Consider the following 23,125-nt stretch of genomic DNA (forward strand, 5'->3'; position numbering starts at 1 on the left):
GATTAGACAAATAGGACTAACCTTAGTGGGATTAAAGTTTTTCTATGAAAATTAACCCATAAGCATGTTAACCCGTACTTACTGGCATAAAAGTGCTATTTCGTATAGCTAAATCGCATAGCACTTTATGATCTAAATATGCTAGTGTTCTATACATATAATCGTTTCGTATATAACCTTAACTATCGGACTCGACAATGACTTCAGAAATACCGTCTATTACGCATTTGAAACAACTCGAAGCCGAGAGCATCCATATCTTTCGCGAGGTCGCCGCAGAGTTTGACAACCCTGTGATGCTGTACTCTGTAGGTAAGGATTCTTCGGTTTTACTGCATCTGGCACGCAAAGCATTTGCTCCGGGTAAAATTCCTTTCCCATTGCTGCACGTCGATACCACCTGGAAATTCCAGGAAATGATCGAGTTTCGTGACCAGCAGGCAAAAAAATACGGTTTCGATCTGTTAGTTCATAAGAATCCAGAAGGTATTGCTCAGGGCGTAGGACCATTTTCCCACGGCAGCTCTGTTCATACTGACGTAATGAAAACCCAGGCACTGAAGCAGGCGTTAAATGAACATAAGTTCGATGCTGCCTTTGGTGGTGCCCGTCGTGACGAAGAAAAGTCTCGGGCGAAAGAACGGGTGTATTCGTTCCGCGACAGTAATCATCGCTGGGATCCAAAAAATCAGCGTCCAGAGTTATGGAACATCTATAACTCAAAAGTAAACAAAGGCGAAAGCATTCGTGTGTTCCCAATGTCAAACTGGACTGAGCTGGATATCTGGCAATACATCTATCTTGAAAACATCGATATTCCTTCGCTGTACCTGGCGAAGCCGCGCCCTGTGGTAGAACGCGACGGAGTGCTGATCATGGTTGATGACGACAGAATGCCACTGGAGCCAGGTGAAGAGCCGCAAATGCGCTCAGTACGTTTTCGTACCTTAGGCTGCTACCCACTGACCGGTGCGGTAGAGTCAGAAGCCGCGACCTTACCTGAAGTTATTCAGGAAATGTTACTGACCAAGACCTCAGAGCGTCAGGGTCGGGTCATTGACCATGACAGCGCCGGGTCGATGGAAAAGAAAAAAATGGAAGGATACTTCTAACATGGCTACCGATATTGTCTGGCATCAACACGAGGTCACTAAACAGACCCGTAGTCAGCAGCTTGGTCAGCAGCCTCGGGTTATCTGGCTTACCGGCTTAAGCGGCTCAGGTAAGTCCACCCTGGCCAATTTGCTGGAAAAGAAGCTGGTTGACAACAAACGCTATACCTATTTGCTGGATGGCGACAATGTCCGTCACGGTCTGTGTGGTGATCTGGGCTTTGCAGATAAGGACCGGGTCGAGAATATCCGGCGTGTAAGTGAAGTCGCCAAGCTGTTTGTAGATGCCGGCAGCATTGTGATTACAGCATTTATTTCACCCTTTCAGACAGATCGCGACTATTGTCGAAAATTGCTTGATGACAATGAGTTTGTGGAGGTATTTGTAGATACCCCGCTGGAAGTTTGTGAACAACGTGATCCTAAAGGGCTGTACAAAAAAGCCCGTAACGGTGAAATCAAGCATTTCACCGGTATCGATTCTACGTATGAAGCGCCTGTGAGCCCTGAAGTACACCTGGATTATCAGGATGAAAGTGCTGAAGACACCGCAGAGCGGTTGTATCATTTATTAGTAGATAAAGGACTTGTGTAATGGCCTTACCTGACCCTTTAGCAGAACAGATTCTGCGTATCGCCCGCCAGGCCGGCGATGAAATCATGTCGATTTACGACAAAGATTTCACTATTTATGAAAAACAGGATACCAGTCCGTTGACAGAGGCTGATTTGGCCGCCCACAAAACCATTGTGGCAGAGCTGGAACAAGTGTCTGACTTACCGATTTTGTCGGAAGAGTCGGCCGATATCAGCTGGCAGGAACGTCAGACCTGGCAACGTTACTGGCTGGTAGATCCGCTGGACGGTACTAAAGAATTCATCAAAAAGAATGGTGAATTTACCGTCAATATTGCCCTGATTGACAACGGTAAGCCGGTGCTTGGGGTGGTGTACGCCCCTGCCAAAAATACCAGCTATGTTGGCGTGGTCGGTAAAGGCGCCTGGCAGATTGATGAACAAGGTCAGTCAGCGATTTCGGCGCAGCCACATCGTGCAGGTGATACCTGGAAAGTGGTAGGCAGCCGGTCGCACCAAAGCCCGGAAATTCAGCAGTTACTGGCCCAACTGGACGGTGAGACCGAACTGGTTGCCATGGGCAGCTCGTTGAAGTTGTGTCTGGTTGCCACCGGTGAAGCTCATCTGTATCCCCGTCTTGGCCCCACCTCAGAGTGGGATACGGGCGCTGCCCATGCGGTGGCATTAGCGGCAGGTGCCACCGTTACCGTCCTGAATCCGGAAGACCCATTGAATAAAAACGCTGAGCCTCTTTCTTACAATCAGAAAGAGTCTGTGTTGAACCCCTTTTTCCTAGTGAGCGCATAAGCATGAATAGCGAAAACAGTTTATTGAAAGAAGACGTTCTGGCTTATCTGGAACAACATGAAAAGAAAGATTTATTACGCTTTTTAACGTGCGGAAGTGTCGATGACGGCAAAAGCACCTTGATTGGCCGGTTGCTGCATGACTCCAAAATGATTTATGAAGATCAGCTGGCGGCAGTAACCAAAGACAGCAAGAAAATGGGCACCACCGGTGAAAAAGTGGATTTGGCCCTGCTGGTAGACGGCTTGCAATCAGAACGTGAGCAAGGCATCACCATTGATGTCGCGTACCGCTATTTTTCTACCGACAAACGTAAGTTTATCATCGCGGATACGCCGGGACACGAACAGTACACCCGTAACATGGTTACCGGTGCTTCTACCTGTGACCTGGCTATTCTGATGGTTGACGCCCGCGCCGGGGTGAAAACCCAGACTAAACGGCATTCGTTTTTGGCCAGCCTGCTGGGCATCAAACATGTCATCGTGGCCATCAACAAAATGGATCTGATTGACTTTAGCGAAGAAAAGTATGAAGAGATTAAACAACAATATCTCGACTTTGCTGCCGATTTGAACATTCCTGATATTCGCTTTATTCCAATTTCGGCGCTTGATGGCGACAACATTGTGAACAAAAGCGAAAATACCCCCTGGTTTGATGGCACCCCGCTTATGGAGTTACTGGAAACCATTGAAGTGGGTAAGTATGTGAATGCCGATGACTTCCGTTTCCCGGTTCAGTATGTCAATCGCCCTAACCTGGATTTTCGTGGTTTTGCCGGCACCGTGGTGTCTGGCCAGGTGCAGCCTGGTGATGAGGTCACCGCCCTGCCCTCAATGAAAACTTCTAAAGTAAAATCCGTGGTCACCTTTGAAGGTGAACAGGATCGGGCCTATACCCCGCAGGCGGTAACCCTGACCCTGGAAGATGAAATTGATATCTCCCGTGGCGATATGATTGTCAAAACCGGCAATCTGCCGTTATCTTCCTCGCAGTTTAAAGCCCATTTGGTATGGATGGCAGAAGAGCCAATGATGCCTAATAAGCAGTACAGCTTTAAATTTGCCACCAAGATGACCACCGGTGCGGTTGCTGAAGTTGAGTATCAGATTGATGTGAACACCCTGGAGCACAAAGGTGCGGCGCATCTGAATCTTAATGAGATTGGTGTGGTTGACCTGAAGTTTACCCAGGAAATTGCCTGTGACTCGTATGATCGCAACCCAGGTACAGGATCGTTCGTGGTTATCGATCGTATGACCAATGGCACTGTGGGTGCAGGTATGATCATTGATGAACTGGCTGCCGATAAACATCATCAGTCTCCGGACTTTTCCGAGTTTGAGCTTGAGTTTAACGAACTGGTTCGTAAACACTTCCCGCATTGGAATGCACTTGATATCAGCAAGCTGTAGGTTCAGGTTCTGACAATATGGATGTGAATCAAATAATAGTGCTGGGGCGTTCTTCAGCACTATTTTTGCGCTGGTGTTTAGTCACCAACGACCCTCGACGATCTTTGCCCTGGCCATGCTGGGGCTGCTTGTTATGCAACAGGTCAGTTTTGACGATATCCTGCAAAACCTGACCAACAAAGGACTCATTACCCTGGTGTTGCTGCTTATTGTCAGCAGTGCCATTGATAAAACCGCACTTATAAAACGGTTAGGACGTAAATTGGTTACCGCTAATTTTACGGCCTCGTACTGGCGTTTATTTGGTCTGACTTTTTTCTCCTCGGCATTATTAAACAACACAGCCATTGTGGCCAGTTTGATAGGACCGGTAAAACAAAACCAGTATCATCCGGCGTCCAGACTCCTCATTCCATTATCTTATGCCGCAATTCTGGGTGGTACGGTGACCCTGATTGGCACCTCAACTAACCTGATTGTGGATAGCTTTTTGCAGGAACACGGACACCCTGGGTTTGCCTTCTGGGACTTCACCCTGTTTGGGTTGGTGGCCGGGCTTAGTTGTGGCGTGCTGATGTTTTTTATCAGTCCCATGCTGCCCAATATTGCCAATAAGGAAACCGATTATCGTGCCTATACGGTCGAAGCTGAAGTAGAGGCAGGCTCAGAGCTGATTGGTAAGACAGTGGAAGAGAATCACTTACGAAATTTACCAGAATTGTTTCTGGTCGAGATTATTCGTGATGGTCAGCTTATCACCCCGGTCTCTCCCGATCTGGTAATACTGGACCGGGACAAACTGATTTTTTCAGGTAATGTTCAAAAGCTGGATAACCTTAGCCATATCAAAGGCCTGACTACCTTTGCCGAGGCGGACGGTTTGTTGCGGGAAAATCTGACCGAGGTCATCATCGCTAACCGGGCGCAGGTTATCGGCCAGTCCATTAAAGCCCTTGGCTTTCGGGCCTTGTTCGATGCCGCCGTCGTGGCCATTCGCCGTGATGGCGAACAATTGTCGGGCAAACTCGGGGAAATAAAACTGCAGGCGGGGGACTTTTTGCTGTTAGCCGCCGGGCCTGATTTTCAGTCGCGCCAGAATCTGTCCAAAAATTTCTTTATTCTGTCAGAACAAAAAATCAATCGCCCCTTAGGCGGTCTGCAGGAATGGATAACCCTGGGCGGTTTTTTGACGGTGGTAGCGTTGTCGGCAGCCGATATTTTGCCGCTGGCCATTGGTTTGTTGTTTTTTGCGGCGGTGCTTATCGGTGCTCAGGTTACCTCTAATGGCGAAGTAAAACGCAATATGCCGCTTAATCTGATTGTGGTAATTGTCGGTGCGCTGAGCCTGGCTACCGCACTGGAAAACTCCGGTGTCATAAAGCTATCGACCCAGATGCTTATTCCCTACCTGTCGGATACCGACTGGTTTGTGGCCCTGATTGTAGTTTACATTGCTACGCTGGTGCTGACCGAGTTTGTAACCAATAATGCCGCCGCCGCGCTGATGTTTCCATTTGCGTATGGCCTGGTGGGAATCATCGAGGCGCCGCTGATGCCATTTGCCCTGGCGGTGGCGTTTGCCGCTAGCGCCAGTTTTATCTCACCCTATGGTTACCAGACCAACCTACTGGTGTTTAATGCCACCAACTACCGGTTTAGTCATTTTATTAAATGCGGACTGCCGATTTCAGTGCTCTACTCCACGATTGTACTGCTGATGCTCAATGCCTATTATTTTTAGGCCTTAGTCCAGGTTGCTGGTGTTTTGTTCAAAACTAAAAAGGGCGCTGTTATCAGCGCCCTTTGTTTTATAGTCTTCGGATAGTTTCAAAAAAAGCGACTATCGGAACAACACCTTTTCTTTATTAAACCAGAACACACAAAAGCCCAGCAGCGCAGCGGCAATGATGGCGGTAGAGCCAAAGATCGCAATCAGCTGGAAATAGTCCATGGTGCCTTTAATCAGCTCTTTCATAGCCAGCGCGACATTGGTCAATGGCACCCAGGCCCACCCGCCTTCAAGCTTAATGCCGGGCATCAGCGCCAGTATAATAGGTACAATAATAACCATCACCAGCGGCCCCATGTAGCCTTGAGCTTCTTTAAAGGTTTTGGCATAAATCGATAAACTAAGCAGTACCGCTGAAAATATCGCCACAACCGGGATCAGCATCAAAAAAATCAGCAGAAAATCGACAATTCCAATAGCCCCCATAAATTCGGTTATGGCTTCAATTGCCAGGCTTTGTCCTACCAGTATGCCCCACACGGCCATACTGAGCACCGTCACCAACGAGGTGGTGACGCCCGCGGTAGCAATGGTAAAGAACTTGCCTAATACCAGCTTGTGGCGGTCGATAGGTGAAATGAGCAAGGTTTCCAGGGTGCCCCGCTCTTTCTCACCGGCGCCCAAGTCGGCGGCCGGGATCATTCCGCCTTGCAGACACAGGATAAACACAATATAAGCCACCATGCCGCCGACAATCTCACCCATATTTTCGCGTTTATCGGCAACATTGACCTCGGTCAGAACAATAGGCTCAAGTAATTTTTGCTGTTGTGCATCGTTAACCTGTAACTGCGCAAATGCCTGCTGCTGTGATGATTGTGCAATGGGCTCAATGATATTAGTTAACCGCTGTTTGATCGCATTAAAGCCGGCACCGTTGTAGTACAGCTGCAACTCATTGTTGCCCGCTTCTAATGGCTGACTGTTGTAGTTATCGGGTATCGTCAGCACAAAGTCGACATTCTCGGCTTTCACCCAGTCTTTGATATCCTGGTCCGCCGGTAATTCGACACGCTCCAGGCCCGACTCAGCCAACAGCGCCTCGTTAATAGTCTGGGCGTTCTGCGCATTTTGTACCGCATAGGTCAATGTTTTGGTTCTGGCTTCTTCGGTGGCCTTGCTGGTAAAGTAAACCACTCCGCCGAAAATCACCGGAAAAATAAGCAGCGGCAACAGAATCATAAAAAACATGGTTTTTTTGTCTCTGACGACTTCTTTGAGCTCTTTTAAGTACACCATCCACATTAGTGATTACTCCTTTTAACAACAGACAAAAACGACTGATTTAATGACCCGGGCACCAGGGCCTCAAACTCTTGCAAAGTACCATCAAAGCCGGTTTTGCCTTGGCTTATCACCGTCACCCTATCGCAAAGTTCAGAGACTTCCTGCAAGTGGTGCGTGGAAAAAATAACCGGGATCCCGCTATCTTTAAGACGCTTGATAAAATCGAGCACGGTTTGGGCTGCCATAATATCCAGCCCGGTAGTGGGTTCATCCAGTACCACTAATTCAGGATCATGGATAACCGCACGGGCAATGGCGGTTTTTTGCTTCATGCCGGTAGAGTAGTTATCACATTTTCTGTCTAAAAAGGTTTCAAGCTCAAGCAAACTGGCCAGTTCTTCTATTTTGGTTTTAATCGCGGCTTTACTCATGCCATGCAACTGACCGAAATACGCAATGTTTTCGCGGCCTGTGAGCCGCCCATACAATCCGGTGGCACCAGATAAGAAGCCAATAGACTTGCGGGCCACCAGCGGCGTGGTCACGACACTACGGCCCCCTATTTTGATATCACCGGCGTCGGGTTTTAAGGCCGTGGATAACATCCGTAACGTGGTGGTTTTACCGGCACCATTGGGGCCTAATAAGCCTAACACCTGTCCACTGTCACAATGCAGTGAAACATCCTGCACCGAATGAAAAAACTTGCCTTTGAGCCGGGGATCTTTTTGTTCTTGTTCGCTTAGCTTTTTAGGGTTATCCACTGCGAACTTTTTTGCCAGCCCGGTAATTTCAATCATTTTCCATTTTCCTGCTTTGGTTATTTTTCCCTTTTTGCACTGTATCTTATCCTTTTTTAAGGTTCATATAAAAAGTGCTTCAGAATGTTTCGGTACAGTTCACATGTGTTAAAAAAACGGTATCCTAGGTTTTCATGGACCTTCCAGATAACAACATTAATAAGGACTTTTATGCACTCGGTTACCAACCCCTTTCAGGCCTGTAACGATATCTTTTACCGGCCTAATGGCGTATTTCGCGCGCTGACCACCACGAACAACTGGTCCTGGCTCCCCTTCGTGTTAGTCATCGTGGCCTCGGTGCTGCCGGGCTACCTGTACTTTTCCTCGGTGGATTTCAGTTACTATGTCGACCTGCTCGCGTCTACCATGGGCGATGTCAGTCCGGCCGAAATTGAGCAGTTTCGTCAAAACCAGCAACAAAGTTTTTATGTAATTATCGGCCTGGTGGGCCCGCTTATAGGGTTACCCCTTTATTATCTGCTCATTGCGCTGTATTTACACCTGGCCACAAAGTCTGATGAACAAAATGTTCAGGGCTTCACCGACTGGTATGGTTTTACCTGGTGGATCAGCATGCCTTTGTTGCTATCGTCGCTGGTTTCAGTGCTTCTGATTGCCATCAGCAGCGACCCACAAATGTCACCGGCAATAATGCAACCCTTATCTCTGGCTTATCTGTTGGGTGTGCCATTGTCTTCAGACTGGAATGGCCTGGCCGGCGCCACGTCTCTCATCATGCTATGGACAATTTATCTGACCACGGTAGGCATTTCGCAATGGACCAGCTTTTCGACAAAAAAATCAGCGGTGATTGCGGCAGCGCCCTATGTGCTTATTTATGGTGTGTGGGCCCTGATTGTATTGTTAACCTAAGCTTTAGGTAAGCGGCAATTGCGGCGTGGTGCCTTTGCCTGCTGGCAGGGGCCGAAAGTAATCAGTATTACGATAAAATTGTTCGGTTTGCCCGGTCCACCATCCGGGTACCCCCAGTAACGGTAAAGGCGGCATCAGACGCGGTGGGTTGAAATCATCCAGCTGCCTGATGCGTCTTAGCAGTGCCTGATCTAAATGTTGGGTTTGCTCAAAAGCGCTTAAATGCGCAAAATTATCATCTACCTCCACGGCCAGCCATTTGCCCGTCAGACCCATAAACGGGCTTAGCATCATTTCTAAATTGGCATGGCCAAACACAAAGGCAAAAATCTGTTGTTGCCAGCATTCACGCCGAAAATACAGTGCCTCCAGCCATTCATGGGATGCCAGTTGCTGTAGTAACTCATTTGCCTGCTGCAGATACTGATGCGGTACCGCCAGAATGACGCCGCACTCGTCAAAATGGGTCACATGATTGCGTCTTTTGGTGCGCGGGTGCACACCGTGGTCCCGAATATCCTGCACATGCAGCATATTTAAATACTGTTTCGTAAGCGGAAATTGTAACCAGATACACGCATTAAACAAATCATGCCAACTGTCTTCACGGGTTGGAATGCAGTTATCTTCAGCAATAATCTCTTCATAATAACGGGTCTCACTGACATTCAGCTGCCCCTGATCCACAAATTCAGGCCCCTGCCAGGCCTCCCTGAATCGTTGGTCGACAATATAATTAAGCTGCACAGCGCGGGGAAAGGTGCTGAGTTGGGCAAGACCCAGCTCACTAAGAACCTGCTTCACAGGTTGAGCAAAGGAGGCTAAAGACAAGCCCGCTTGCCAGTTAGGTTCATTTGATTTCATAAAGGAGTATTGGTTCGCTGTGCTTGTTTCACTATACTGGTGCGTATTGTAGACAATCAGAGACTAACAATGAAAAGAATTCTCTTCCCTTTACTCGTACCGGCCCTCTTAGGGGCGACCGGATGTTCAGAGCCACAGATCGAGCAGACTTCCCCTCAGGAACAAACCAAACAACAGGCCCCTTCAAACTTTGATGAGGTGTATGCATCCATCACTGCTGAGAAAATCAAAACCCCATTAAAAACATTATCCTCGGATGAGTTTGAAGGACGGCTGCCCACCACCGCCGGCGAGCAGAAAACCCTCGACTTCCTGGTGAAATCTTTTAAAGAAGCGGGTTTTGAGCCCGGTAATCAGGGCAGTTTTCTACAAAAAGTAGAGCTGATGGAAATCACTGCGAACCCCGACATGCAAATGCAGATTGGTGATAACACCTTCCGCTATAAAGAAGATATGGTGGCTTCGTCGAAACGTGAACAAAAACGGGTCTCACTGACTGACTCACCACTGGTATTTGTAGGCTATGGCGTAAATGCCCCCGAATACGACTGGAACGACTACGAAGGCCTGGATGTTGAAGGCAAGACCGTGGTTATTCTGGTTAATGATCCGGGCTTTGAAAACCCCGAAGGTGAAAAGTTTCAGGGTAAAACCATGACCTACTACGGCCGCTGGAGCTATAAATATGAAGAAGCCAGTCGTCAGGGTGCTGCCGGCGCATTAATTGTGCATGAAACCGCGCCTGCTTCTTATCCTTGGTCGGTGGTAGCCAATAGCTGGAGTGGCCCTCAGTATGGTTTGGTAAGCAAAGATAAAGGCGCCGGCCGGGTGGCTATGGAAGGCTGGCTGACGCTGGATGCAGCAAAAAAAGTTTTTGCTGATGCCGGACTCGATTTTGCCAGGCAAAAGCAACAGGCCTTAGCAGGCCCCCACCACCAGGCACTGGATGTAAGCGCATCGGTAACCGTGGAAAACAGCTTCAAGAAATCAGAAAGTTATAATGTGATTGCCACCCTGCCTGGTAGCGAAATGCCCGATGAGCACATTATTTATTCAGCCCACTGGGATCACCTGGGCAAAGACGATGCACTTAAAGGCGACAAAATTTATAATGGTGCGCATGACAATGCCACCGGCGCTGCAGCCAGCCTGATTATGGCCGAGGCCTTCGGCAACCTGAATCCACGCCCAGATCGCTCAATTAGTTTCCTTATTGTGACGGCTGAAGAACAGGGTTTGCTAGGCTCTAAATATTATGCCGACCATCCGGTGATCCCTTTGGAAAAAACCGTGGCGAACATTAATATGGATGCGATGAATGTACTGGGTAAAACCAAAGATGTCGCGGTGGTGGGCCAGGGTAAATCTGAGCTGGAAGATTATCTTAAATCTGCCGCTGAGCGTCAGGATCGGTACCTGACGGGCGAAGATAAGCCTGAAGCGGGTTATTATTATCGTTCAGACCATTTCAGTTTTGCCAAGCAGGGAGTACCGGCGCTGTATGCTGAAGGTGGCAGCGAACCCATCGATGAGCAAACGGCTAAGTATCGTAAACGTATGAATGTCATCGTGACCGGTTGTTATCATCAGGTTTGTGATGAATATCGTGACGACTGGGATTTAAGTGGCATTGCTCAGGACACAAAATTGTTATTCGATGTGGGGGTGGCGGTGGCTAATGCCGATGAATGGCCGCAGTGGAATGAACAAAGCGAATTTCAGCGTCCTTAACCATCCCGTGATTGCATGAGCATGACCTCACCTTGCTCATGCAGCCATCCGCTACTAACGCCACCTTTAAGGTGGCGTTTTTATTGTTAATACAACCGCAACCTTTTGCTATCAGCGGGTTAAATTGTCAGTTTCTTTTTCTGTCATTCAGATTGTAGTTGCATTTTTTTCACAGGCTGGCACATTCAATAGAACGCGGTCGCAGCATACTCATAATAATACGTCCCTCCGCCTTCTTGCTTTGTAAAAGCCCGACAGAAAAACTAAATTCTAATTTCAACATGTGATAAGAGAGAGCCCGTTTTATGTGTGGTATTTTCGGTATCCTGGATATTAAAACCGATGTGTCTGAACTCAGAACTCAAGCACTGGATCTTGCAAAACTGCTACGTCATCGTGGTCCTGACTGGTCTGGAGTTTGGAATAATGACAATACCATTTTGTGTCACGAGCGACTGTCTATCGTCGATGTAGACACTGGCGCCCAGCCATTGTTTAGCGATAACGAAGCACAGGTATTGGCGGTAAACGGTGAAATTTACAACCACAAGCAGCTGGCCAGCGAATTGGGCGATACGGATTACACCTTCAAAACACGTTCAGATTGTGAAGTCATACTGCCACTGTTTAAGCAACACGGCCCGGGGTTTATTGACCAGTTGCAGGGCATGTTCGCCTTTGTGCTATACGACAACGAACAGGATGCCTATCTGATTGCCCGTGACCATATGGGTATTATCCCGCTGTACACCGGCTATGATGAGCACGGCAATTTTTATGTGGCCTCAGAGATGAAAGCCTTAGCCCCCATATGTAAAACCATCAGCGAATTTCCTCCAGGTCACTACCTGTGGAGCAAGGAAGGCAAGCTTACCCATTATTATCAGCGCGACTGGATGGATTTTGCCAATGTTGAAAACAACAGCACCGATCTGGCTGAATTAAAAACCGCATTTGAAAAGTCGGTGAAATCGCATCTTATGTCAGATGTTCCCTATGCCGTTTTGTTGTCAGGCGGACTCGATTCCTCTCTGGTTTCGGCCGTAGCAGCAAAATATGTGGCCAAACGGGTGGAAGATGAAGATAAAAGTGATGCCTGGTGGCCTCGCTTACACAGCTTTGCGGTAGGGTTAAAAGATGCTCCGGACCTGGTCGCCGCTAAAAAAGTTGCCGATATGATTGGTACCGTTCACCACGAGGTGAACTTCACTGTCCAGGAAGGCCTGGATGCCCTTCGTGATGTTATCTATAAGCTGGAAACGTATGATGTCACCACCATTCGGGCGGCGACCCCCATGTACCTGATGAGTCGTCAGATTAAAGCCATGGGCATTAAGATGGTGTTGTCGGGTGAGGGCGCCGACGAAATTTTTGGCGGTTACCTGTATTTTCATAAAGCGCCCAATGCCAAAGAATTTCACGAAGAAACCGTGCGTAAACTTGAACGTCTGCATATGTTTGATTGTGCCCGCGCTAACAAAGCCACCAGCGCCTGGGGGTAGAGGCTCGGGTGCCGTTTTTGGATAAATCGTTTATCGATGTTGCCATGCGCCTTAACCCTAAAGACAAGATGTGTCTGGACGGTCGTATGGAAAAATGGATATTGCGCAAAGCCTTTGATGATGGCAGTACCCTGCCTGAAGAAGTGTTGTGGCGTCAGAAAGAGCAGTTCGGTGACGGTGTCGGTTACTCATGGATCGATTCGCTACGCGAATACGTTGAGCAGGAAGTGAGTGACCAGCAACTGGCAACCGCCGAGTTCCGGTTCCCGGTTAACACCCCTGATACCAAAGAAGGCTACTTTTACCGGACTATTTTTGAAGGCTATTTTCCGCAGGAAAGTGCAGCGCGGTGCGTCCCGGGCGGTAAGTCCATCGCCTGCAGTACTGCCGAGGCGCTGGAGTGGGATGAAAGCTTTAAAAACAATGCGGACCCGTCAGGTCGCTCGATGAAAGGCGTACACTCTTCCACCAATGGTTAACATTAAGATTTAACGGGTAAGTATTCGCTGCCCCTACTTTCGTGCTAATCTGAAAGCTCGCTTTATGCGGGCTTTTTTTGTATCCAAAAACATTAACTTTGCAATTTATCACCCATAATTTGTAGTTATAGAATGATCCCACCACTACGCTTCGGGCTATTAATTGCGAGATCAATTAAAAAGGGTTGCTTATGGAAGCCCATTGGCAATTTTAAAAGGACACGTATGCTTAAACAGGCGACACTATCTTTAGCCATTGCAATGGCTTTTTCCCAGAGCGGGTTTGCCGCGACAGATGCAAACTACAGTACAAAAACTGAAACCGTTACTTCTGTAAACGCGCCCGAACTGAAAAATGCTTTGACTTATCAGTCTGATATTGTTGTAAACGACACCGCTTTTCGGTTTAAATCGGCGCAGCAAGATCGATTTGGTACTACCTACACTTATAGCTCCACCAGTAATGCTAATTCATTATTATTGCGTGAACGGGGCGCCATGATCAGTGCCACACTGATAGATGACGGGATCCCTAAAACCCTGAGTGTAGATAAGCAATCAGCAACCTTAACCCAATTCAAATTAAAGACCAGTGGTAAAGAAGCGGTGGTACCGATGGTGACCTCGCGCTCTGCCGCCGCGCAGTGGTCTGAACTTCGTCCGCAAAACAAACGAAGTGTCAGCCTGACCGCCGATGGTGGCTTCGAGATGCCCGATGATACCGGCGTGGCCTTCTTTATCTCGGCTGCCACCTTTGTGGAAGCTGAATCGGCGGCCGCTGACACGAACACTGATACCAGTCCGCTGGCTATTTTGCCGCAGGATATTGAGATATTTAACAATGCTCTGGAAACTGCCGATGTTGACGGTTTTTCTGTCTCAGCCACCAACTTCTATTTGATCGACGATGACGAAGGTGACTTTTTTGCCGATGACGATGCCATGGCTAAGGCCGAATTTGGAGCCGGCGAATCCGATTTCATAAATACCGTACACCTGAGCGACTTTGAAGATGGTCAGTTTACCCGTTCAAGCTCACTGCAAATCACCAATGCAGATGAAGCTGAAGCTGAACAGTTTTTGTTTTTCATCAAAGAATCCCATCTGCTGTATACCCCGTTCAGTAATACAAACCTGACCCACGCACTGGGCCATAACCTGGCGCTGAATCATGAGCGCAGCTCACTGAGCGAAGCGGTACCGGGTGCGCTGCCTTACGCCTTTGTCGAAGAAGACGAAGTGGCCACCATTATGGCTTCCTACAGTAACCCCGAAGCGATCCGGGTGGCTCGTTTTTCGGATCCTTCACAGACCGTTGATGGCGTGACCATCGGCGTGGAGAGCGGTGATAGCGCTGCGGACAATGCTCAGTTTCTGCGTAAGGCCGGCCCTATTCTGGCCAACTCAACCAACCTGAAAAGCAGCTCCACGCTGGATATTTCCGATTCTTCAGTAACCTTGAACTGGGAACCACTGGAAGGCACCATTGAGCAGGACGTTATTCAGACCAGTTATAACTGTAATTTGTACCGTTCTGATTTGTCGGCTTACAACATCGAACGGAATGTGCCTTTTGATGGCGACACTAACACCTCAAGTTTGACACTGGATGCTGACACCAACGGATGTCTGGTGGTAATCAACTGGGTAGATTTTGACAACAATCCGCTGCCCATTGTCCGGGTGATGCAAGAGTATGACTCCGCCTCGCCAATGCATGTGGATAACGTCAATATTTCTACCGAACCTGGCGCGACCAGCACCGCCTCCATCTATGTGGAAGATGCCAGTGTCGACAACAGTGACCTGAATTTATTTGTGACTAAGCTGGTGGGCGTGCAGTACGCCAATATTGCTTATGATGATGCTGAAGCTGCAGCTGATATTCGTAAGTTTATGACCGCCGAGATCACCGGTTCTGGTAACAAACGTACCCTCACCGTAACCATTGATGATGATTACCGCGAAGCGCTGGACTGGGTTGCATCATTAACCGCAACTGAATTGCAGCCGCAACTTATCACCATGAATATCGGCCTGGAAGGCACCAGCGATGTCGACTCGCTGCACCTGGACATGCGCGGTTTGTTTAACGCCATTCCCCGTGCTTACAGCGATGAATTGGTGGGTAAGGTCAATAGCGATGGCGGTGATGTTTCGGTGACGCTTACCGAGACTATCGCCAGCAGCGACGTCTCAGTATCGGTATTAACTGATGCCTTCAGTGACTGGGAGCCTGAGTTTTCGGTAGCCAGTGATAATGGCGAGTCAACGGTAACGATTGATGCTCCTGGAGATTTATTCGACGGCAAAGACGAACAGATTGTTATGCTGAAAGTGGGTTTCGGCGATACAGTTCTGTACAAGAATGTCGGTTTTGTGGCCTCTGCTGACACTGATTCCGATGACGATGGTGGCTCCGGTGGTGGTTCTGGCGGTTCCGGTGGCGGCTCTGGCGGTTCCGGTGGCGGTTCCGGTGGTGGCTCGGGTGGTGGCTCCGGCGGTGGCTCTGGCGGTTCCGGTGGCGGCTCTGGTGGTGACTCAGGCGGTGATTCAGGCGGCGGTGGCTCTTTGTCCATCCTGGGCTTGTTCTCAGTAGCGCTGGTAGGATTGCGCCGTCGGCTGGGTTTAAAACGCTAAGCTAAGCCACTTGTGCTATAACAAATAGTGTGAATAAAAAGAGCGGAATAACCGCTCTTTTTTTATGGCTGCTGGTTTTGTAACTGGGCAGGAATATGCCACAGGCGCTCATCTTCTATAGGCGTAAGTTTAGGTAAAGAGGGGTTCTCCAGCCTGAAGACTTTTCGCTTGGATAACCCCAGTGACTCCAGCGTTTCCTGATGGGTGGACTCAAACAAAGCATCAAAGGAGCCATCTTCAATCGCCCGCTCTAACCCGGTTTGAATCAGTCTGGCCAATGTCGGGTTGCCACGATTTACAAAAAAATACATCGCGCTGGGATAGTACAAACTCAGTCGGGGCTCAGCCACGATATCGGGACTGATCTCGTCACTGGCCAGTTCGTGCTGGATTTCTATCACCGAGCGCGGAAAAAAGCTGGCCCGCCCGGTGGCCAGAATATCAAAAGCTTCGGGGTATTCCGGCACGGTAAAAACATTAAACCCATTGGCCTGCAGTATTTTTGTATCGGGCCATTCCTCACCCTGCACCGGCGTTTTTTTCACCAGGGCGGATAAGCTGTCGATGCGGCTAAATACCCCTAACTGACTTTTGGTGGTTAAAAAAACCCGCCAGCCTATAAGTCCTTTGGCAATGGGAATGCGCACCGGCAGCAGTTCTTTTTCACGCTGAGCGTCCGTCATACTCCAGACCACGTTCACCTCGCGGTTTTCCTTTAACTGTCGTAACGCTTTACCCTGTAATAAAATGCGTTCAGAGGCGCGCAGCTGATATTTAACGCCGGTTTTCTCCAGCGCCAGCGTTAACAAAGCGATGGGGTATTCTGCACGTAAATCATTATCTTCCAGTGGTCGTGGATAGGTGATGGTCCACAGGGCTGCCTGCACCGACTGACTGACCATCAATAGTATGGTAATTACGGCTAACCATTTTTTATTACCGGAGAGCTTCAGGTTACGCATGGCGATGGGCCCCTTCAGATACAGTTATTCTATGCCAATGTACTTATGTGTTTGTAAGGATAGCCGCCAGTTGCGCGCTATACAGGTTTTTATCACCAAATCTGTGGCACGCTGCTGTTGTGAAATAGGCTGCAAACATACCGGCGGTAGGTTGTCTTCATCTAACCGTGCTAATAAGGCATCCAGTTCATCAATGTGGCGCTGCATAGCTACCGGATGCTTTATCTCATTGGCCCGTTGCAAAGCACTGGTCAATACCGGCATGCCCCCCTTCATGTCTACCTTTGGTGAGACCGTAACCCAGGTGTCAGGATCGCAGCGTATTTCATAGGTGCCACTTGTTTCAATTTGGGTGGTGTAGCCATGCTGATGCAAAAACCGGGTAAGGGGGACCAAATCATACATACAGGGCTCGCCGCCTGTGATCACCACATGTTTCGCGGTATACTTTAACTCATTAAATAACGACAGTACGGCATTTTCATCAGCATTAAAAAATGCTTCGCTTTCACGGGATTTGGTTACCACCTTATCCGCGGTGGTTAGAAAGGCATCGTCCAGGGTCCAGGTATGTTTGGTGTCGCACCACGGACATCCGACCGGACAGCCTTGCAAGCGCAGAAAAACAGACGGCACGCCGGTGTGGATACCTTCACCCTGGATGGTCTCAAAAACTTCGTTGATGCTTAATTGTTGTGTGCTCAATTCACGCCCCTTACTGCAGTGTCTGCGCAGAATTTTACCAAGATTCAGTGCGACATGCGGACCTAATTTAAGGAAAACTTTATCATGTCAGAAAATGTGGTGGTCATCTATTCCGGTGGAATGGATTCTTTTACGGTATTGCACAAGGCTCTTCAGGAAGGCAAAACCGTACATGCGTTGTCATTTGACTACGGTCAACGCCATAAAAAGGAACTGGATTATGCCGCGCGAGTCTGCGCGCAACTGGGCGTCGCGCACAAAGTGGTGGATATATCTGCCATCAATAGCATTGTTGGCGGCTCGGCACTCACCAGTGATATTGAGGTACCTGAAGGGCATTATGAAGAGCCCACCATGCAGACCACGGTAGTACCTAACCGCAATATGATTCTGTTATCGCTGGCGGTAGGTTACGCAGTGTCTCTGGAAGCTGAAAAAGTGTATTACGGGGCCCACTCCGGGGATCATGCGATTTACCCCGACTGCCGGCCGGAGTTTGTGCAAAAGATGAATGAGGTTTGCGGCATTGCCAATTATACCCCGGTGGAAATCGTCACCCCTTATCTGCACGCCAGTAAAGATGCGATTTTAACCGACGGCCTGGCAATGAAGCTGGACTACAGTCAAACCTGGACCTGTTATAACGGCCGTGAGAAAGCCTGCGGGCAGTGTGGGGCGTGTCAGGAACGCCTGGAAGCATTTGCCGCTAATCAGTGTACTGATCCGTTAGCCTACGAGAACCACTAACCCGACTGAGCCGGAAGCAGTCACCTGTTTTATTTCACACCTTGTGATCACTATTGGTAAGATGGGGAGCGGGCTGTACACGCCCGCTTCAATTACCTGTTTTGACGCTATTTCTGGCTTTCGGCGATAAAATAAGTCAGCTCTTTGATGCAGTGACGCAGCACCGGATTAAGCCGGGTATTTTTACCGTTCATCACAAACAGCTCATGTTCAAAATTGAACAAGCTGCCGTTGGCAATGGGTACCAGGCCCAGGCTGGCGCCCTGCTCTTTTGCCATAAAGTCAGGCAACAAGCCAATGTATTCACCAGTCATTACCGCTGACATTGCCGCGTCGTACGAATCTGAGAAGGTTTGGATCGCCAGGCGGTGATCATCTTCAATATAGTTGGCCGACGATAACCCGGACAGCCCTATGGCCGGGTAATCTCCGATTTTTACGTCTTCAGGCAAAGCACAGTCTCGGTACTTCGCCAATGAGTGGGTGGGCGAACAATACAGTCGTCCCTGGCATTGCACACCGATAGGATGAAAGGTGACCGACTCAGGCTTGACCATATCGTAGGTGGATATGACCAGGTGGCATTCTCCTGATAACGCGACATGCTCAACTTCGTTATACAGGCGCGTTTGAATATTCACATGAATATCATCAAACTTCTTCATGGTGCTTTTAACTGCTTTACTCACCGCCAGATGAATAGACAGCGGTAATCCTGACATCAATACCAGGGTAATATGACCTGAATAATCATCGTGTAAGGACTTAAGATTAAAGACAAAGTTATCAAAGGCATTGAAGATACGCTTGGTTTCCTGAAATACCACCTCGCCTTCTTTGGTCATCTGAAAACCACCGCGTCCGCGGTGACACAGAACCAAATCTAATCGTTCTTCAAGCTTTTTAATGGCTGCACTAATATTTGGCCGCTGCATACGCAGGACTGGCTCTGCTGCAGTAAAGCCATTACAGCTGGCTACTGCATAAAAGACACGTAAGAGTTTGATGTCTGACTCTTGTAATCGATTCAACATGAACGCACCGTTTTAGGTATAGTTATAGATACTCAAAACCCATCATAGGCAACCCGCTGCAGGATTACAACGAGATTTTAACAGTTTAATTAAATAGCTATAAAATCAGGAAAGAAACAAAGCAACCCAAACGTATCAACACAGATACTGAATTGCTTTGTTTTTAGGGGACTATTCTAAGACAGGGCAACCACCTGCTTGCGCAGGGTTTCTACTTCATCGCGTATCGAAGCTGCTTTTTCAAATTCTAACTCACGGGCTGATTCAAACATCTGTTTTTCAAGCTCAGATATACGGGCCATAAGATCGGTGGGGTTTGGTGCCTCAGCCCCTTTTTTCTTATCACCCATTTTACGCAGCCGCACCTTTCCGGAATCGCTGGTTTTGCTGTCACCCAGATCCATAATATCGGTAATGGGTTTGTTCAGACTTTGTGGTGTCACCCCATTGGCTTCATTATAGGCTTGCTGTTTTTCCCGACGACGCTGGGTTTCATCAATGGCTTTTTGCATTGATTTGGTGATGGTATCGCCATATAAAATGGCACGACCATTAAGATGTCGGGCAGCCCGGCCAATGGTCTGAATAAGTGAGCGTTCGGCCCGTAAAAAGCCTTCCTTGTCCGCATCCAGAATCGCCACTAAGGAAACTTCAGGCATATCCAGACCTTCACGGAGCAAGTTTATCCCAACCAGCACATCGAATTTTCCCAGACGCAGGTCACGAATAATCTCCATGCGCTCGACCGTATCAATGTCCGAGTGCAGATACCGTACTTTCACGCCATGCTCGTTCAGATATTCACTTAAATCCTCGGCCATACGTTTGGTCAGGGTGGTAATCAGTACACGCTCATCCACCTTCACCCGTTCATGGATTTCCGACAGGACATCATCCACCTGGGTGGCCACCGGACGCACTTCTATTTGCGGATCGAGTAAGCCAGTTGGCCTGACCACCTGTTCGACCACATCGTTGTCGCATTTTTCCATTTCGTACTTGCCCGGCGTGGCCGATACATAAATCGTTTGCGGACAAATCTGTTCAAACTCATCAAACTTCAGTGGCCGGTTATCCAGCGCCGACGGCAGCCTGAAACCATACTCCACCAGGGTTTCTTTGCGCGAGCGATCACCTTTGTACATGGCGCCTACCTGAGACACCGTCACATGGGATTCATCGATAAACATCAGACCATCAGCCGGAAAATAATCCAGCAGCGTCGGCGGTGGTTCGCCCGGCGCCCGCCCCGACAGATAACGGGAATAGTTTTCGATGCCCGAGCAGTACCCTAGTTCCAGCATCATTTCGACATCAAACTGCGTTCGCTGCGAGATACGCTGCTCTTCAAGTAATTTATTGACGCTTTTCAGCTGCTCTTTTCGTTCCTTAAGCTCTTCTTTGATGCGCTCGATGGCCTCCAGAATTTTTTCCCGGGGCGTCACATAGTGGGTTTTTGGAAAGACCGTGGCCCGCACCACCTTCTTTTCCACCTCGCCGGTAAGCGGATCAAACAGGCTGATCGTGTCGATTTCATCATCAAACAACTCTACCCGAACCGCTTGTTTTTCCGAGTCGGCAGGAAAAATATCAATCACATCACCGCGTACTCTGAAATTACCCCGCTCAAACGCAATATCGTTACGACTGTATTGCAGCTCGGCCAGACGCCGCAATATGTCGCGTTGATCCATGGTGTCGCCCTGGCGCAAATGCAGCAGCATTTTCATATACGACTCAGGATCGCCCAGGCCGTAGATGGCCGAGACACTGGCGACAATTACCACATCACGACGCTCCATCAACGCTTTGGTCGCTGACAACCGCATCTGCTCAATGTGTTCATTAATTGATGAATCTTTTTCAATAAAGGTATCGGTACTGGGCACATAGGCTTCAGGCTGATAATAGTCGTAATACGATACAAAATACTCCACCGCATTATTGGGGAAGAATTCTTTCATCTCACCATACAACTGCGCCGCCAGGGTTTTATTGTGCGCCAGAATCAGTGTCGGCCGCTGCACCGATTCAATCACATTGGCCATGGTAAAGGTTTTGCCTGAACCGGTTACCCCCAGCAAGGTTTGCGTGGCCAGACCGCTGTCTAAACCATCTATAAGTGACTCTATGGCTTTGGGCTGATCACCAGCTGGTTGATATTTTGAGACTAATTCGAATCCACGACTCATGTATAGACATTCTCCCACATGTTGCATTTTCCGGTTTGACGGGAACAGACCACAATGCTGCAGACTGTCCTGGCGCCTGATCGCGTATTAACTGGTACGGTGCTTTTTCAGCATTTGTTTGAAGATACAATATGAAATTACTGCCATGATCACATTGGCGATTACATTGCCCCAGAACAAGCCCGGGATATCGAAGAGCACACTGCCGATGTATGACACTGGTACGAACAAAACAAACAGACGGATGATACTAAGCACCAATGCCGTCATTGGCCGATGCATCGCATTTAACGAAGAGTTGGTTAAAATCACCACACCCTGCATGCCGTAGCCTAAGGGCACAATTGCCAGAAACAATTTTATCAGGCGGGCGACTTCCTGCTCATTGGCAAAAATCAGGGCAATCCAGTGGGAGGCGGCCCACAATAATCCGAATACCACCACCTGCCAGACCAGAATAAATTTGAGCGCCACCACATACGCCTGCTCTACGCGCTGATAAAGGTTGGCACCGATGTTTTGGCTGATTATGGGTGGCAGGGTCATCGACAGTGACAGAATCACAATACTGGCAATCGACTCCAGACGATTGCCCACGCCCCAGGCCGCGACCGCCTCGGCGCCATAGGTCGCGACAATCGCCGTCATTACCGCGCCGGCAATGGGGGTCAGCATATTTGCGCCCGCCGCGGGCAGACCTATGCGTAGCACCTCTTTAGAGCTACGTTTAAATTCGGCCAGATTCAACAAGCGCGGAATCATCAGTTCACGACGCACCGCCAGTAACCAGATAATCCAACTGGCGCCAAAAATCCAGGCAATAAATGTGGCCACCGCCGCACCCTGGATCCCCATGGCAGGCACCGGTCCGAAGCCAAAGATTAAGATAGGGTCCATCGCTGCGTTCAGCGCCCCACCTGAGGCCATGATAATGCTGGGAGTACGGGTGTCACCGCAGGCGCGCAGTACGCTGTTGCCCACCATCGGCAGGCTCAAAAATACGCTGGAAAGATACCAGATTCCCATATAATCACGGATATAAGGCATTAGCGCTTCACTGGCATTAAGATATTTAAAGATGGGCTCTATCAGCACATAACCCACCGCCGCCAGCGATCCCACCAGTAGCACCGACAACATCAACGAACCGGTGGCATACAACTTCGAATCATTGATCGCGCCCGCCCCCTGCAACTTACCGATAATTGCAGAAGTGCCGATACCCAGACCAATATTCAAACTGATGACAGTAAAGGTGACCGGAAAGGTAAAGCTGATGGCAGCCAGTTGTTCCGTTCCCAATAAACTGACAAAAAACGTATCGACCAGCCCAAAACTCATCATCATCACCATTCCCAGAATCATTGGAATGGTCATACGCCGTAAGGTGTCGCCTATAGGCCCTTCGGTCAGATTTGTATTTCGTACGCGCACACCGGCTTTATTCACAACACTCTCTGGTAATTACAAAACGCATTATTACACCTTACCTTTGGCCGAATGAAAACCGCTATTCGCTGCGCATCTTGAAATTGCAGTCTATAAATTCTTTAAACTCATGAATCGCATGGCATCTGCACACGCTATTTCGGCGTTGGTTATTTTACCTGATGTCGTATCCACGCTGTTATACCGGCTACTCAGGCCTAAGATTTAACATGTCA

General features: G+C 48.8%; 16 protein-coding genes and 2 pseudogenes. 10 read left to right on the forward strand and 8 right to left on the reverse strand.

Annotated features, from left to right (window positions below; genetic code table 11):
• Positions 1-197: 197 nt before the first annotated feature.
• The 5 genes and pseudogenes from cysD to IT774_RS11590 all read left to right on the forward strand — a co-directional run bounded on the left by cysD (position 198) and on the right by IT774_RS11590 (position 5,654).
• On the forward strand, positions 198-1,112 hold the full coding sequence (gene cysD, locus IT774_RS11570) for a sulfate adenylyltransferase subunit CysD (RefSeq protein ID WP_195809907.1): 915 nt from the start codon (positions 198-200) through the stop codon (positions 1,110-1,112).
• A 1-nt stretch (position 1,113) separates the two neighbouring features.
• Positions 1,114-1,707: an adenylyl-sulfate kinase gene (gene cysC, locus IT774_RS11575; RefSeq protein WP_195809908.1), complete on the forward strand. Its 594-nt coding sequence runs from the start codon at positions 1,114-1,116 to the stop codon at positions 1,705-1,707.
• The gene (gene cysQ / locus IT774_RS11580) at positions 1,707-2,495 is read left to right on the forward strand and encodes a 3'(2'),5'-bisphosphate nucleotidase CysQ (RefSeq protein ID WP_195809909.1); all 789 of its coding nucleotides are present in this window, start codon (positions 1,707-1,709) and stop codon (positions 2,493-2,495) included. Before cysC ends, cysQ begins: the two co-directional genes overlap by 1 nt.
• Before the next feature lie 2 nt (positions 2,496-2,497).
• The gene (gene cysN / locus IT774_RS11585; RefSeq protein WP_195809910.1) at positions 2,498-3,913 is read left to right on the forward strand and encodes a sulfate adenylyltransferase subunit CysN; all 1,416 of its coding nucleotides are present in this window, start codon (positions 2,498-2,500) and stop codon (positions 3,911-3,913) included.
• Between the two features lie 17 nt (positions 3,914-3,930).
• Positions 3,931-5,654: pseudogene (locus IT774_RS11590) on the forward strand (SLC13 family permease).
• Positions 5,655-5,753: 99 nt separating this feature from the next.
• Here IT774_RS11590 and IT774_RS11595 read toward each other — a convergent pair.
• Both IT774_RS11595 and IT774_RS11600 read right to left on the reverse strand, forming a co-directional pair.
• Entirely contained in the window at positions 5,754-6,947 is a 1,194-nt protein-coding gene (locus IT774_RS11595; protein ID WP_195809911.1) for an ABC transporter permease, read from the reverse strand.
• Positions 6,947-7,729: an ABC transporter ATP-binding protein gene (locus tag IT774_RS11600; protein WP_195809912.1), complete on the reverse strand. Its 783-nt coding sequence runs from the start codon at positions 7,727-7,729 to the stop codon at positions 6,947-6,949. The genes IT774_RS11595 and IT774_RS11600 overlap by 1 nt, the downstream gene beginning before the upstream one ends.
• Before the next feature lie 171 nt (positions 7,730-7,900).
• Between IT774_RS11600 and IT774_RS11605 the strand changes: the two genes are divergently transcribed.
• Complete coding sequence (locus IT774_RS11605; protein ID WP_195809913.1) at positions 7,901-8,605, forward strand: YIP1 family protein; 705 nt, start codon at positions 7,901-7,903, stop codon at positions 8,603-8,605.
• A 3-nt stretch (positions 8,606-8,608) separates the two neighbouring features.
• Here the strand turns inward: IT774_RS11605 and IT774_RS11610 are convergent, their stop codons facing one another.
• The gene (locus IT774_RS11610) at positions 8,609-9,469 is read right to left on the reverse strand and encodes a DUF3025 domain-containing protein (protein WP_195809914.1); all 861 of its coding nucleotides are present in this window, start codon (positions 9,467-9,469) and stop codon (positions 8,609-8,611) included.
• 69 nt (positions 9,470-9,538) lie between these two features.
• On the opposite strand from IT774_RS11610, the gene IT774_RS11615 reads away from it, so the two are divergent.
• From IT774_RS11615 to IT774_RS11625, 3 genes and pseudogenes are all read left to right on the forward strand, one after another.
• A complete protein-coding gene (locus IT774_RS11615; protein ID WP_195809915.1) occupies positions 9,539-11,200 on the forward strand; it encodes a M28 family metallopeptidase in 1,662 nt (553 codons plus the stop codon).
• 305 nt (positions 11,201-11,505) lie between these two features.
• Positions 11,506-13,181 (forward strand): annotated as a pseudogene (gene asnB, locus IT774_RS11620) (asparagine synthase B).
• Positions 13,182-13,406: 225 nt separating this feature from the next.
• Positions 13,407-15,821, forward strand: coding sequence for a hypothetical protein (locus IT774_RS11625; protein WP_195809916.1), 2,415 nt, complete (start codon positions 13,407-13,409; stop codon positions 15,819-15,821).
• A 62-nt stretch (positions 15,822-15,883) separates the two neighbouring features.
• Here IT774_RS11625 and IT774_RS11630 read toward each other — a convergent pair whose 3' ends face one another.
• Together IT774_RS11630 and queE are read right to left on the reverse strand one after the other, a co-directional pair.
• The gene (locus IT774_RS11630; protein WP_195809917.1) at positions 15,884-16,783 is read right to left on the reverse strand and encodes a type 2 periplasmic-binding domain-containing protein; all 900 of its coding nucleotides are present in this window, start codon (positions 16,781-16,783) and stop codon (positions 15,884-15,886) included.
• Positions 16,784-16,807: 24 nt separating this feature from the next.
• Positions 16,808-17,488 carry a 7-carboxy-7-deazaguanine synthase QueE gene (gene queE / locus IT774_RS11635; protein ID WP_195809918.1) on the reverse strand — a complete coding sequence of 227 codons (681 nt, stop codon included), beginning with the start codon at positions 17,486-17,488 and terminating at the stop codon, positions 16,808-16,810.
• Between the two features lie 84 nt (positions 17,489-17,572).
• On the opposite strand from queE, the gene queC reads away from it, so the two are divergent.
• Positions 17,573-18,235: a 7-cyano-7-deazaguanine synthase QueC gene (gene queC / locus IT774_RS11640; RefSeq protein WP_195809919.1), complete on the forward strand. Its 663-nt coding sequence runs from the start codon at positions 17,573-17,575 to the stop codon at positions 18,233-18,235.
• A 107-nt stretch (positions 18,236-18,342) separates the two neighbouring features.
• Here queC and IT774_RS11645 read toward each other — a convergent pair whose 3' ends face one another.
• From IT774_RS11645 to IT774_RS11655, 3 genes are all read right to left on the reverse strand, one after another.
• On the reverse strand, positions 18,343-19,269 hold the full coding sequence (locus tag IT774_RS11645; protein WP_195809920.1) for a LysR family transcriptional regulator: 927 nt from the start codon (positions 19,267-19,269) through the stop codon (positions 18,343-18,345).
• A gap of 176 nt (positions 19,270-19,445) precedes the next feature.
• Complete coding sequence (uvrB, locus tag IT774_RS11650) at positions 19,446-21,461, reverse strand: excinuclease ABC subunit UvrB (protein ID WP_195809921.1); 2,016 nt, start codon at positions 21,459-21,461, stop codon at positions 19,446-19,448.
• A gap of 87 nt (positions 21,462-21,548) precedes the next feature.
• Positions 21,549-22,826, reverse strand: a complete 1,278-nt coding sequence (locus IT774_RS11655) for an MATE family efflux transporter (protein ID WP_195812283.1) — start codon at positions 22,824-22,826, stop codon at positions 21,549-21,551.
• Positions 22,827-23,125: the final 299 nt, after the last annotated feature.

This window comes from Salinimonas marina (assembly GCF_015644725.1).
Taxonomy (GTDB): domain Bacteria; phylum Pseudomonadota; class Gammaproteobacteria; order Enterobacterales; family Alteromonadaceae; genus Alteromonas.